14 protein-coding genes are annotated in these 11,796 nt (G+C 55.6%); 5 read left to right on the plus strand and 9 right to left on the minus strand.

From position 1 onward, the window contains the following. Positions 1 to 14 precede the first annotated feature (14 nt). The 4 genes from ACTIKR_RS08265 (at position 15) to ACTIKR_RS08280 (ending at position 2,718) form a co-directional block, all read left to right on the plus strand. Positions 15 to 1,118: a catalase family peroxidase gene (locus ACTIKR_RS08265; protein WP_193089937.1), complete on the plus strand. Its 1,104-nt coding sequence runs from the start codon at positions 15 to 17 to the stop codon at positions 1,116 to 1,118. Further along, positions 1,115 to 1,669, plus strand: coding sequence for a cytochrome b (locus ACTIKR_RS08270; RefSeq protein ID WP_193089936.1), 555 nt, complete (start codon positions 1,115 to 1,117; stop codon positions 1,667 to 1,669). The genes ACTIKR_RS08265 and ACTIKR_RS08270 overlap by 4 nt, the downstream gene beginning before the upstream one ends. Positions 1,670 to 1,792: 123 nt before the next feature. Beyond that, positions 1,793 to 2,251, plus strand: a complete 459-nt coding sequence (gene parS, locus ACTIKR_RS08275; protein WP_226817218.1) for a type II RES/Xre toxin-antitoxin system antitoxin — start codon at positions 1,793 to 1,795, stop codon at positions 2,249 to 2,251. Further along, on the plus strand, positions 2,251 to 2,718 hold the full coding sequence (locus ACTIKR_RS08280) for an RES family NAD+ phosphorylase (RefSeq protein ID WP_193089935.1): 468 nt from the start codon (positions 2,251 to 2,253) through the stop codon (positions 2,716 to 2,718). The genes parS and ACTIKR_RS08280 overlap by 1 nt, the downstream gene beginning before the upstream one ends. A gap of 13 nt (positions 2,719 to 2,731) precedes the next feature. On the opposite strand, the gene ACTIKR_RS08285 is transcribed toward ACTIKR_RS08280, so the two are convergent. The 8 genes from ACTIKR_RS08285 to ACTIKR_RS08320 are packed head-to-tail and all read right to left on the minus strand — an operon-like array spanning position 2,732 to position 9,421. After that, positions 2,732 to 3,574 carry an amidohydrolase family protein gene (locus ACTIKR_RS08285; protein ID WP_442327593.1) on the minus strand — a complete coding sequence of 281 codons (843 nt, stop codon included), beginning with the start codon at positions 3,572 to 3,574 and terminating at the stop codon, positions 2,732 to 2,734. A gap of 11 nt (positions 3,575 to 3,585) precedes the next feature. Beyond that, positions 3,586 to 4,293: a fumarate hydratase C-terminal domain-containing protein gene (locus tag ACTIKR_RS08290; protein WP_193089933.1), complete on the minus strand. Its 708-nt coding sequence runs from the start codon at positions 4,291 to 4,293 to the stop codon at positions 3,586 to 3,588. Next, a complete protein-coding gene (locus ACTIKR_RS08295) occupies positions 4,281 to 5,222 on the minus strand; it encodes a fumarate hydratase (RefSeq protein WP_193089932.1) in 942 nt (313 codons plus the stop codon). Before ACTIKR_RS08295 ends, ACTIKR_RS08290 begins: the two co-directional genes overlap by 13 nt. Positions 5,223 to 5,249: 27 nt before the next feature. Continuing rightward, positions 5,250 to 6,986: an L-aspartate oxidase gene (locus ACTIKR_RS08300; RefSeq protein WP_193089931.1), complete on the minus strand. Its 1,737-nt coding sequence runs from the start codon at positions 6,984 to 6,986 to the stop codon at positions 5,250 to 5,252. Then, positions 6,983 to 7,339 (minus strand): succinate dehydrogenase, encoded by a 357-nt coding sequence (locus ACTIKR_RS08305; protein WP_193089930.1) that lies wholly within the window; start codon positions 7,337 to 7,339, stop codon positions 6,983 to 6,985. Before ACTIKR_RS08305 ends, ACTIKR_RS08300 begins: the two co-directional genes overlap by 4 nt. Then, positions 7,333 to 7,668, minus strand: a complete 336-nt coding sequence (locus ACTIKR_RS08310) for a succinate dehydrogenase (RefSeq protein ID WP_193089929.1) — start codon at positions 7,666 to 7,668, stop codon at positions 7,333 to 7,335. The genes ACTIKR_RS08305 and ACTIKR_RS08310 overlap by 7 nt, the downstream gene beginning before the upstream one ends. A 2-nt stretch (positions 7,669 to 7,670) precedes the next feature. Further along, entirely contained in the window at positions 7,671 to 8,384 is a 714-nt protein-coding gene (locus ACTIKR_RS08315; RefSeq protein WP_193089928.1) for a succinate dehydrogenase/fumarate reductase iron-sulfur subunit, read from the minus strand. Between the two features lie 44 nt (positions 8,385 to 8,428). Beyond that, entirely contained in the window at positions 8,429 to 9,421 is a 993-nt protein-coding gene (locus ACTIKR_RS08320) for a Bug family tripartite tricarboxylate transporter substrate binding protein (protein WP_442327594.1), read from the minus strand. 183 nt (positions 9,422 to 9,604) lie between these two features. Between ACTIKR_RS08320 and ACTIKR_RS08325 the strand changes: the two genes are divergently transcribed. After that, positions 9,605 to 10,534, plus strand: a complete 930-nt coding sequence (locus ACTIKR_RS08325) for a LysR family transcriptional regulator (protein ID WP_193089926.1) — start codon at positions 9,605 to 9,607, stop codon at positions 10,532 to 10,534. 79 nt (positions 10,535 to 10,613) lie between these two features. Here the strand turns inward: ACTIKR_RS08325 and ACTIKR_RS08330 are convergent. Then, the coding region (locus ACTIKR_RS08330) for a CaiB/BaiF CoA transferase family protein (protein ID WP_442327595.1) at positions 10,614 to 11,796 on the minus strand (1,183 nt) is incomplete at its 5' end.

Raw genomic sequence — 11,796 nt, forward strand, 5'->3', positions numbered from 1 at the left:
GCCAGGGAAGTACGATGTTGGAAAACAAAGATACCCGCCCGCCCGGAATGACTGCAGGGCAAAAACTGATACGATTCGCCGTGATCGGCGTTGCCGTCCTGGGCCTTGGCGCCGCCTTTGGCTTTACAGGAGGCTGGCTCGCCCCACAACGTCTGACCGTCGATCGCATTGCCAATACCTTCGAACCCGGCGGCAAGAGCCATCCAGGTTTTCGTCGCAATCACGCCAAAGGGATTTGCGTGACGGGTCACTTTGAGAGCAGTGGCCAGGCACAGGCGCTGTCAAGCGCACCGATGTTCTCGCCTGGCTCCACCACCCCATTGGTTGGCCGCCTGGCACTGCCGGGACCCAACCCCTATGCACCCGACTCCAGTGTGCCTATCCGCAGCTTCGCACTGCGTTTGACCATGCCCGATGGCCAGCAGTGGCGCACCGCCATGAATAGTATGCCGGTTTTCCCGGTTGCGACACCGCAAAGCTTCTATGAACAACAGCTAGCGACTGCGCCCGATCCAAAAACCGGCAAACCGGACCCGGCCAGGATCAAGGCCTTTTTTGCCTCTCATCCTGAAACCGCCAATTTCCGCAAATGGGTCAAGACAGCGCGCCCATCGGCCAGTTTTGCCACTGAAGCATACTACAGCCTCAATGCATTTGTGTTTATCAATAGCGAAGGCGCCCGGCAGAACGTGCGCTGGCGCGTCGTACCGCTGGGCAAACCTGCCGCGGTCGATGCTGCGCCGGAACATGATCAGAACTATCTGGATAAGGATCTGAGTCAGCGATTGTCAGAGGGACCGTTGCGCTGGCGATTGATCGTGACGGTTGCCGATCCCGGCGATCCGAGCAACGATGCCACGAAACCGTGGCCCGATTCACGCCGGCAGGTGGATGCAGGCATGATCGTGATTGAAAAAAGCCAGGCCCAGGACCAAGGACCTTGCCGCGACATTAACTTCGATCCGACCGTCCTGCCCCAAGGAATGGCAATCTCGGACGATCCCTTGCTGCCCGCGCGATCCGCCGTTTATGCCGCCTCGGTCGAGCGGCGAACCCGTGAAGGCCTGAGCCGCCCCTCTCCATCCTCTTCTGCCGCCCCATCGGAGCACTCAAAATGAACCATTCTGTTGATAAAACCCAGGGCACGAGTTTCAGTCTGGCCGCCAGAGCGCTGCATTGGTTGATGGCAGCTGGGATTCTGGCGATGCTGTTTATCGGGGTGGGTATGGTCGCCTCAGTTTCCGAGCGACACAACTGGTTGTTAGCCATTCATAAGCCATTGGGCGCCGTGCTTCTGTTGCTCGTGTGCTTACGACTTATTGTGCGCCTGATCAAGGGTACTCCGCCATTGCCGGCTCAATTGCCCGCGTGGCAGAAACGAGCCGCGTTTGCCTCGCATTGGCTGCTGTACCTGCTTATGTTTGCCATGCCGCTCATCGGCTGGGCGATGGTCTCGGCCAGCGGCACGCCTGTCACCCTCATCGGCACCTGGACTATGCCGGCCATTGCACCGGAAAACGCAGACGTGTTTGCAGTATTGCGCGCAGCCCATCGCTATCTGGCCTATTTATTGTTTGCAACGGTATTACTGCACCTGGCCGCCGGGTTGTTCCATGGATTGATCAGGCGCGATGGCGTGTTGGAGTCGATGGTCAGGAATCGCGCTTGAAATAAGGTCAGAAAATTTAGGTGGGCTAACCGGTACAGACAGATGCCAGAGGAACTGACAAAAATCATCCACGGGCGTATAATTCATTTGACACTTTCAATATTTTCAATTGAATAAATTACCATGAAAACTCAGCGTACGCTCAGGGATAACCAACAAACCCCTGCCCCACCGTCCTTCTGGCGTCTGGCACATGACCATGCCCGGATGAGCGAAGGACAACGCATCCAGTCCATCATGACCGGTTTGAGTGTATCTTGGGCCACTGCGGCTAAATTGACCTTCGGCATGTCATCCACAAGCATCGGGCGCTTGCTCAATCTGTCATTGTCAACATATGAGCGCCGCAAAAAGGATGAGAAACCTCTGGACTCAGTCGCCTCGGAGCGACTGGACCGGTTAGCTTCGATCGCGATACTGGCCGAAGACGTTTTTGAAGACAAACAAAAAGCAGCGCGCTGGCTGGCGGCGCCTAACGACGCTTTGGGCGGCAACAGCCCCGTGATGCAATGCGAAACAGAGATAGGGGCAAAACAGGTTCGCCGCGTCCTGAACGCGCTCGAATGGGGTGGAGTCGTTTAATGCAGGCTTGGCGTGTCGCAAAAGCAAAACGGGCAACCGATTTGTCCGGCCGCGGCGCGGCGATCGAAGGCGGTCGATGGAACGACATGGACGTACCAGCCGTTTACATGGGCCTGTCGCCGGCCATCTGTGCGCTTGAAACGTTCGTGCATGCCAGCGCCCGTCCAACATTTCCGTTGAAAATCACCTGCTTTGAACTGCCGGACGACGCGAGCTTATATCTGGAGGTCGAACCACAAGCATTACCCGTCGGGTGGGCCTCTTTGCCTGCCGACAGAGCCAGTATGTCGTTTGGAACAAAGTGGCTGAAATCGGCAAGCCAGTTAGGACTTATTGTCCCCTCGGTAGTGCTTCCCTTGGAACGTAATATTGTGCTAAATCCGCTGCATCCAGCCATCGCAAGTATCAAGGTCTTGAATATCTATGATTTTTCCTATGATGAGCAGATGTTAGAGCAACGCGTTTAGGGGGCAATCATCCTCATCTACTCAAGCCCAGCAGCCTGCTTGCATTTTCCCCCATAATTTTCCTGCGATTCTCTTGCCGTATCGGCAGGGTTTCGAACCAGTCCTTATACCCTTTGATCGGACAAAACGGAAAGGAACTGGCGTAGAGCATCCGGTCTGCCAGGAACCCGTCGGCTGCCTTCACATACTCTTCCCAGCCGGCCATCCGGGAGAAATACATATCGGGCGACAGGTACACATTGGTGCGCCGAAAGGCGATATGCAATATCTGCGTCACCCACGGCCAGCCGCCGTGGGCGAGCACGACTTTCAGATTGGGAAAGTCGGCCAGCATACGGTCTGTCGGAATCGGGTCGGAGTAACTCAGGTCGGGGCCTGCCGTGCCGCCCACCATTAGGATGATGGGAATTTGGTGATCTTCGCAATGGGCATAAATGGGGTAAAGGCGTCGATCATCGGCATACATGGGTATCGGATAGGCGCCAGGTTCGATATTGATCAGGCGAAAACCCGCAGCCATGGATTGGTCAATGCTGCGGCATGCTTCGATCCTGTTGGTCGGGTCGATGGAGGCGGCGCCAATAAATCGGTTGCCATGCGCTTGCATCAAGGCCAGGACATCGTCGTTGGAGATGCTGCCCAGCATGCCGGCAAGCCGGCCTACGACAACGCCATGGGTCACCCCCGCTTCATCCATTTCCTCAAGGGTCATCTGCATGGACTGCTGCTGCGCCGCCGGTGACGGCTCAAAGCCAACCGTTCGGGTAAAGCCGTCCCGGCGCTCGCCCTTTGCATACATGAGCGTAGACAAAAACTGCCCAGCCGGTGGCCTTAGCCGAAAATCAATAATACTCATCGTTACCTCTCCTACATTACTTCGTCTTTACGATCATTGGTCTCGCCAAACCGGTGCAGCGCAGGCGGCTTCAAACCGGCGTAAAGCGCATCGATGCGGGCGTTGACCTGCTCGCCGTGCTGATGAAACAGCGAATTGCCGTTGATATCGCTTTCCACGATAAAGGGGCCGAAATCCTCCACTTCAAACAGCCACATGGCCTGCGCGATTCCCAATTCATCCAGCCAGAACACATCGCGAACCTGCTTGATGCCGCGGCCCAGAAGCGCGCCGGTACCGTAGCCGACGGTGGTCAGATAGACAGCCCCATGCGGCACCATGATATTGGCGTAATCGTCGTGTGGCATGCCGCCCTTGCCGATGACAATTTTCGTCCCTGTCAGCTCAAGCCAGTTGGCCATCCACTTGGAGAACCGAAAACTGGCGGTTGCCGTGACAGCGCCCACGTTGTACTGGCCATCTGGCGTAACGGCGGCCGCCGGCGAACAGTGGAAATTAACGTTGGTAAGCGTTTTCAAGTCTACGGGTAGCGCCTGGCCGTCACCCAGGACTTTCTGATAAACGCCTTCCCTGGCTGTGTAGACCACGCCGCTCATGTAGACCACCGAGCCGATTTCCAGGCTGGCGATATCTTCGGGTGTGGCCGGAAGATTGATTCTGAACACCTTCAGATCTTCATCTTTGTTGTTCTCTGTATCCTGGTTGCTTATCGGTTCCATTCGACTGTCTCCCTTCTCATATAAGGCGTAAACCATTCCGGATTGGTACGATATTCAACACGCCCGTCTGCATGAATCCTGGCGGTCGCCCGTCGCGAAGACAGGCAGAAGGTGTGAATACTGACAGGCATGCCGCCCGTATGGGTGTAGCCCACTTCGATATGACAATCGACCACCATGGACGACCCCACAAAGCCCATCGCACCCATGCCGATCGAGTTGCCAAGTTTTTTCAGCTCCATTTCCAGCTCTGCAATTTTCGGATCGGGATTACGGTTGCCCACGGTTCTTAGACACGCCGCCTGTTTGCCCAATTGCATACAGGTATCCTTGGAGCCGCCAATACCGATGCCAACGATCGCCGGTTGGCAGGCCAGCCCGCGTTTGCCGAATGCAATCAGCCCGTCCAGGACAAAGCGCTTGATGCCGTCAATCCCGTCACCCGGAAACAGCATGCGATAGTCGGTACCGAACAGCCCGCCTTTATGTACTGTGGTGATATCCACCCAGTCTGCGTCGGGCTCGAATGACCACTCGATCTCCGGCGCATTGATCCCGACGTTGTTGTTGTGTTCGGTGCGCCACAACGGATGCACCCTGTTTGGCCTCAAGGGAATCGCCACCGTGGCGTCTGCGGTTGCCTTGCGCAATGCCCGCTCGATGCCGATGAACCCCGATTGCACACTGGCGTTGTTGCCCATTTTCACGTAATAGCGCGGCACCCCGGTATCGGCGCACATGGGGCGACGGTCCTTGGTGGCCGCATCCCAATTGTCCACCATAGCGTGCAGCACGAAGCGGGGCAGCTTGCCCGTCTCCGTTTGCTGCATCGCCTTGATCCCTTCGCTGTAATCTTCGGGAATATCGATGGCCGCGCGCTTCATGATTTCCAGCGCTGCCTGCTCGATCGTATTTATGTCAATTGCCATTATCTGTCTCCTGATATCCGTTTGCGTTCACGCACATTTTTCTGCCTCTTCGCGAATCAAGGTATTGCCTGGGGAGACGATATCGAACTTGACCGGAACCATCTGCAGTTCAAGGTTGTCATCACGGCCGCTGACACTGGTGTAGGCCGTGGTGTCCAGATCGCCGGTTTCCGGATAATCTTCCCTGAAATGCGCGCCCCTGCTATCGCTCCTGGCCAGCGCCGCCGTTGCAATCACTTTTGAAATTGTCGTCAGGCTCTCCAGGTTAAGCCAGTCATGCCAGCTCAGATTGAACCTGCGCTGCCCGTCGGCCACGCCAATCGAACGCAATGCGTCATGATGGCTGGCGATGCTGGCAATGCCCTTCTCTATGCCTTCTTTCGTTCGCAAAATACCCACATCGTTCCACATGGTTTTTGACAAGGCATCGCGCAGCGGCAGCGTCATTTCGGCCTTTCTCGAAAACGGAAATTCGGCACGGGCGATACCGGCTTCGATCACAGATTGATCGGGCTGCCTCCAGCTTCCCTCCTTGCGGACGTATTCGGCCATCGAGTCGCCGGCGATGCCGCCGAACACCGTTGAATTGGCTACACCGTTGCCGCCCAGGCGGTTGGCGCCATGCACGCCACCACAATCTTCTCCAGCGGCAAATAGGCCGGGAGAGGCGGTTGAGCAGTCCACTTCAAACTCCACGCCGCCCATCAAATAATGCGCCGTAGGCACCACCTCAACCTGCCCGCCGGCCAGATCGAAGCCGCAATCGCCGCAACGCTGCACCATGCCCGGGAACGACTTGCGTACGTGCTCCACGCCCAGATGCGACATCTGGATGTACACGCCACCCATGGGGCTGGTTCGCCCGGCGCGCATTTCTGCATAAATCCCGCGACTGACCACATCACGCGTGGCGCGTTCGCCCCGTTCGTGATAATTGCTCATGAAGCGTTCTCCTGCGCCATTGATCAAATAACCACCGGCGCCGCGCAGGCCTTCCTCAAGCACCGTACCGGTCATGCGCGTATCGGGCCCGCCCAGCAGGCCTGTCGGATGAAACTGCACCATTTCCATATCGCGCAATTTCAGGCCATAGCGCAGCGCCATGGCCAGGCCGTCACAGGTTTTCTCGCCTGACGGCGTGTGATACAGATACATGGTCGGCCCCGCGCCCGTGCTCAGCAGCACAGCCTTGGCCTGCACAAAGCGGTATCCGCCGCTGCGCATATCAATAAACAACACACCTGAAATACCGGAGCCGTCAGCAGCGGGGATCAACTCGATCGCCCGATGCTCTTCAAGACGATTGACATCCAGCGCCCTGACCTTTTCCATCAGGCGATTGATAATTTCAATGCCGGTCAGGTCTGACTTATGCACCGTCCGGTCAAACGTCTGTCCGGCAAATGCTTTCTGATGCAGCGTGCCATCTGGGTTGCGATCAAAAAAGCAGCCGATTTCATTTTCCAGCTCCTGTACCCGCTCCACTGCGCCGGTTACCAGGCGCCAGGCCAGATCCTGGCGAGGCAACCATTTGCCGCCTTCGATGGTGTCCATGAAATGGCGCTCCACCGAGTCGCCTTCGGCCAGGGCAACGTTATAGCCCCCCTGCACCATCCGCGTACAGCCGCTTTTTCCGATCAGACCCTTGACCGCGATCGTGACATCCAGATTCGGATTGGCCTGCTTTGCATGCAGCGCAGCAAACAGACCCGCGCCGCCACTGCCAAGGATAAGAATATCCGTTTTCAAATTTTCCACGTTCATGACCCGAATACCCCTGCAAGAAACACTGCGCCAATGACGACGCTGAACACCACACCCCAACTGATCCAGTTCAACCGTATTGACCCTGGCGTTGGCCACTGCACAAACTCAATAACCAATATCCGCAGTCCGAAACTCAGATGAATGGCCAGCAACAGCACCAGACCCCATTCGGCAACCTTAACGCCCGGCAATTCGGAAAACTTCAGAAACCGGTCAAATTTATCGGTCTGCTCCAGCGCCAGCCCCAGTACATAAAAATGAATGGGAAGAAAGATGCCCAGCAGCAGACCGGAAATCCTGTGCCCCAAAAAGGCAAAATAGGCTTTGTGTTTATGAACGCTCCTTACCATGCCAGCCCTCCTACCGCGACCACGGCCCGCAAGCCGAGCACAAGAAACAGCAGGCCCAGCGCCAATGCCAGCAGATTGAGCACGGAATACGACAAGCCGGCCCACTCCTTGAGCACTTTGCGAATACCAATGGGTGCATGGATAGAGGCGCTGATCACGAACAAAGTGTAAAAGGCAATCCACCACCCGTTGCCCTGGGTACGTCCCAGAATTTCCTCGGCACTCAGGCCGCCACGCACCGCATAGATGATCACGCCGATATGCACAAAAATAAACGGCACCATGATCATGGCCGTCAGTCGCTGCAATAGAAAAAGTTTCATTTCCATGGCTATTTCCCGCCAAGAAACTCGAACAGCGAGCGCTTTTTCAAGCCGGCGATACTGCCTGTGGGGCTTAAGCCAACGGGGCAATGCTTCATGCAGCTGCCCTGGGTATGACAGGAATTGCAGCCGCCATCGGCCATCGACTTTTCAAGCACCCCTTTGGGGTCCGCATGACGCTCGTCATTGACCAGGCTCCAGGCGCGATTGAGCGCGGCAGGGCCAACATAGTCCTTATCCCACTCAACCACATCACAGGCGGCATAACAGACCGCACAGTTGATGCACTCGATGGCGGCGTCAGCCTGTTTTCTGGCCTTGCTGGCAGGATCCACAAGCGCAGGCCTTTGGTGGCGTGTCCGGGTGCCGATGAACTCGCCGCCGGCCTTTTTCCATTTATCAAAGAATTCCGTCATATCGACGACCAGATCCTTGATACGCGGCATATTGCGCAGCGGTTCAAGCACAATCGTGTTATTTTTCACGACATTTTTCACATGGCTTCTGCACGTCCATCTTGGCTTGCCATTGACGGTCATCGCACAGCTGCCACAGACGCCAACCCGACAGGAGAAGCGGTAAGCCAGCGTAGGGTCCACCTGCCGCTGAATCTCTGTCACCACGTCCAGTACAGTCTGGTTCTCCCTGGACGGAATATGATAAGTGACATACTCTCCGCTCTCTTCGCCGCGCCAGATTTTTACCGCCAGCATCTTTTCCATAACATCCCACTCAGATACAAATAAATATTGGTTTTTCTAAATCATTATTTCGATTCGATTTTCTGCTCTGCAATAATCTTCTTCCAGAAGACTGACTCCTTTTTGACCCTGCCATTCATGTACGCCGCGCCTATTTCAGCCTGCTCCAGGCCCAGCTCCGCAAACTTTTGCATCATGCGGCTGGAGGCGATCGCCGTTTTGATGCCCTCTTCAATCCGTGCCACAACCTTTTCCGGTGTATTTTTGGGCACGACAATGCCGAACCACCCCACCACATCAAAGTCTGTGCCCAGTTGCTCCTGCATGCTTGGCACATCGGGCAGGCTCTTGGAGCGCTTATCACCGGTAACGGCCAGGGCCTTGATGTCGCCCGAGCGCACGAATGGCAGCGTCGCAGAAAGATTGGCGGTAATCACCTGGATCTGCCCGGCCACCAGATCGGTCAGCGCTGCAGATTCGCCTCCATAAGGAATGTGGGTCATGGTCGCGTCCGTGGCGTTCATGATGGCTTCGGACGCCATATGGCCCTGGCTGCCCACCCCCGCCGAGCCGAAATTGGTTGCGGCCCCATTCTTTTTGGCATAGTCCAAAAATGTCTTCAGGTTGCTGGCCGGCACGTTCTTATTGACCGCCAGAAGCAGCGGCCCGGTGGTAACGATGCTGACCGGCTGAAAATCCGCGACACTGTAGGGCAGTTTTTTGTACAAATAAGGGTTGACGGTGAACATGCTGCCCGAGATCATCAGCATGGTGTGGCCATCGGGCTTGGCGCGCGCCACTTGCGAGGCGCCCACCGCACCGCCTGCGCCTACCTTGTTCTCTACCACGACGGTCTGCTTCCAGGTATCGCCCAGCTCCTGGGCCAGTACGCGGGAAATAATATCGGTGGCGCCACCCGCCGCAAACGGCACGACCAGGCGTACCGGCTGTTGTGGCCATTCGCTGGCAAATGCCGGAGCGGCCAGGCTACAGGCGATGGCGACACCGGCAACGCTTCCGAAAAAACTGCCTACTGCACGATTGTGTATGGTCTTCATTTTTGTCTCTTCCTTAGTGGCTGGCTTCATGCTCGAAGCCAGGGTTGGCAGAATAAAGTCGTTTTTTTGTATCTACTGTCATGAACACGACATGCAGTTTTATTATTTCATTGATTATTGTTTAAATTTAATTTAAAGTAAAACCATTAATTTTTTAATTATTTAAAATTAAATTTTAAATTTATGATTACTTTAAGAACCTTCAACGTGTTTGTCGCGGTCGCTGAATGCGGTTCCTATACCGGCGCCGGCAGGAAAATTGGCCTGACCTCTGCCGCCGTCGGCCAGCAGATCAAAATGATGGAAAACACGCTGGAAGCGCCACTGTTCCATAAGAACGGGCATCAGCTTGTGCTGAACCACTATGGCGAAGCACTGCTTAAGGACGTTCAGGAACTGTTGGTTAAATATGAAGAAATCATCAAAAGCGGGGATGGCCGACATGGCCAGCTTACCGGCACGGTGCACATCGGCGCGCTGATCTCCAGCCTGATGGGGTCTTTCTCGGATGCGCTGTGGTCAATCCGCAAGAACAATCCAGAGCTGGATGTCAAAGTGTTCGCGGGGCAGTCCGGCGATTTCGCCCACAAGATCACCAGCGGTCAGCTGGATGCAGCCATTGCCACCGAGCCGCCGGAATATGCATACAAGGAGCTGATCTGGACGCCGCTTTACGCAGAACCCATGATTCTGATCATTCCCCGCAAGCCGTTTTTTACTTTGGCGGATCAGAGCAGTGATCCGTCAATAGACATTCTGAACCATGCGCCATTCATTCATTTTGACCAGATGACCTGGACCGGCATTCTGATCAGGCAGACGCTCAAAAAGCTGGCCGTCAGTGTGGATATCCAAATGGAAATGAACTCGATCGAGGCCATTATCGAACTGGTGCGCCAGGGATATGGCGTTTCCATTGTCCCAAAACTGGCCAACCTCAATTGGGAACAGGATGAAAAACTGTTGTTCGTAGACCTGTCACCGACCCGAATCTACCGTCGCATCGGCATTCTGGAACGCAAATTTCATCACCGCAGCAATTTCACAAATGCGATCAGGGATCATTTTGGGCAATCCGGCCCGGCGCTCAAAGAGCGCGCCGCACTGCGGTGAGGGCGAAGGCAGGCACGGCCGGTACCCAATGAGCAAGCATCCCGCAAGATCAGACGTAGATGACGCCAGCCTTGACGGTTCAAACACAGCCGACAACGCCTTTTTCGATCAGGCGCACTATTGCATCTGTCGAATAGCCGATCTCTTCCAGGATCTCCGAGCTATGCTCCCCCAGCAACGGCGGCGTTCGGCTCACGCCTCGAGGTTCATTATTGAAGGTGACCGGATAGGCGATATGTTGCAAGTCTCCCAATGTCGGATGCTTGCTTTGAACCACAATATTCCTTGCCTTGACCTGTTCGTGCGACAGTGCCTGATCAAGCGTATGCAACGGCGCGACAGGAACACCGGCGCGACGCAGCCGTGATAGCCAGGATTGCGTCGTATCTTGGTCCAGTACTGCCTGGACCAGCGCGCAGGTTTGCTCAAAGCGATTCACCCGCTGCGCATTCGTACTGAAATCAGGATCGTCGGCATAATGTGCCAAGCCCGCCTCCTGACAAAAGCGCTGCCAAAGCCGATCGTTGCCAACACCGAGCATCAATTCCCCATCTTTGGTACGAAACGCCTGATAAGGACATAGTGACGGATGCGCAGTGCCCATTCTGGACGGCGCAACGCCTGAAAACCAATAGTTATGAGACATATATCCCATAAACCCCATGGCGGTATCCAGCAAGGACACTTCTATATAGCCTCCCTGCCCCGTATTTTTTTTGTGCAGTACAGCTGCCAGAATACCGGAGACAGCGTGCAACCCTGTTCCCAGATCCACCGGAGAGAAGCTAACGCGCGCCTGGGGGCCGTCTTTCTGACCAATAGTGCTGATCATGCCACTGAACGCCTGCAACATGACATCGTATCCAGGCTCGTCGCCCCAGGGGCCATCGCGCCCGTATCCTGATATTTCGCAATAAATAAGGTTGGAGTTGATGTCGCGCAAGCTCTGGTAGTCAACGCCAAGTCGCTGCGCCGTACCGGCGCCGAACCCCTGTATGACCACGTCAGCGCGCGTCACCAATTCGCGAACGATTTGTTTGCCTTCCGGAGACTTCAAATCCAGAGCAAGGCCCCGCTTGTTATGGTTGACCGCCATAAACGAAGCCGATTCCCCGTCTTTTTGGGGTAACCAACCGCGCGTTTCATCGCCGGAGCCGGGCGGCTCGACTTTAATGACATCGGCGCCAAGATCGCCAAGGTACTGTCCGCATAACGGGCCGGCAAGAACTTTGCTAAGGTCTAATATTTGTATTCCTTGAAGC

Origin of the sequence: Advenella sp., from assembly GCF_052108595.1 — a bacterium.
Lineage (GTDB): Bacteria > Pseudomonadota > Gammaproteobacteria > Burkholderiales > Burkholderiaceae_B > Advenella.

Excerpts from the sequence above, each read along its gene's own strand:
- ACTIKR_RS08270 (WP_193089936.1), top strand. The coding sequence starts at position 1,115 with ATGAACCATTCTGTTGATAAAACCCAGGGCACGAGTTTCAGTCTGGCC.
- ACTIKR_RS08265 (WP_193089937.1), top strand. The coding sequence starts at position 15 with ATGTTGGAAAACAAAGATACCCGCCCGCCCGGAATGACTGCAGGGCAA.
- ACTIKR_RS08310 (WP_193089929.1), bottom strand. The coding sequence starts at position 7,668 with ATGGAAATGAAACTTTTTCTATTGCAGCGACTGACGGCCATGATCATG.
- ACTIKR_RS08290 (WP_193089933.1), bottom strand. The coding sequence starts at position 4,293 with ATGGAACCGATAAGCAACCAGGATACAGAGAACAACAAAGATGAAGAT.
- parS (WP_226817218.1), top strand. The coding sequence starts at position 1,793 with ATGAAAACTCAGCGTACGCTCAGGGATAACCAACAAACCCCTGCCCCA.
- ACTIKR_RS08280 (WP_193089935.1), top strand. The coding sequence starts at position 2,251 with ATGCAGGCTTGGCGTGTCGCAAAAGCAAAACGGGCAACCGATTTGTCC.
- ACTIKR_RS08305 (WP_193089930.1), bottom strand. The coding sequence starts at position 7,339 with ATGGTAAGGAGCGTTCATAAACACAAAGCCTATTTTGCCTTTTTGGGG.
- ACTIKR_RS08285 (WP_442327593.1), bottom strand. The coding sequence starts at position 3,574 with ATGAGTATTATTGATTTTCGGCTAAGGCCACCGGCTGGGCAGTTTTTG.
- ACTIKR_RS08325 (WP_193089926.1), top strand. The coding sequence starts at position 9,605 with ATGATTACTTTAAGAACCTTCAACGTGTTTGTCGCGGTCGCTGAATGC.
- ACTIKR_RS08320 (WP_442327594.1), bottom strand. The coding sequence starts at position 9,421 with ATGAAGACCATACACAATCGTGCAGTAGGCAGTTTTTTCGGAAGCGTT.
- ACTIKR_RS08300 (WP_193089931.1), bottom strand. The coding sequence starts at position 6,986 with ATGAACGTGGAAAATTTGAAAACGGATATTCTTATCCTTGGCAGTGGC.
- ACTIKR_RS08315 (WP_193089928.1), bottom strand. The coding sequence starts at position 8,384 with ATGGAAAAGATGCTGGCGGTAAAAATCTGGCGCGGCGAAGAGAGCGGA.
- ACTIKR_RS08295 (WP_193089932.1), bottom strand. The coding sequence starts at position 5,222 with ATGGCAATTGACATAAATACGATCGAGCAGGCAGCGCTGGAAATCATG.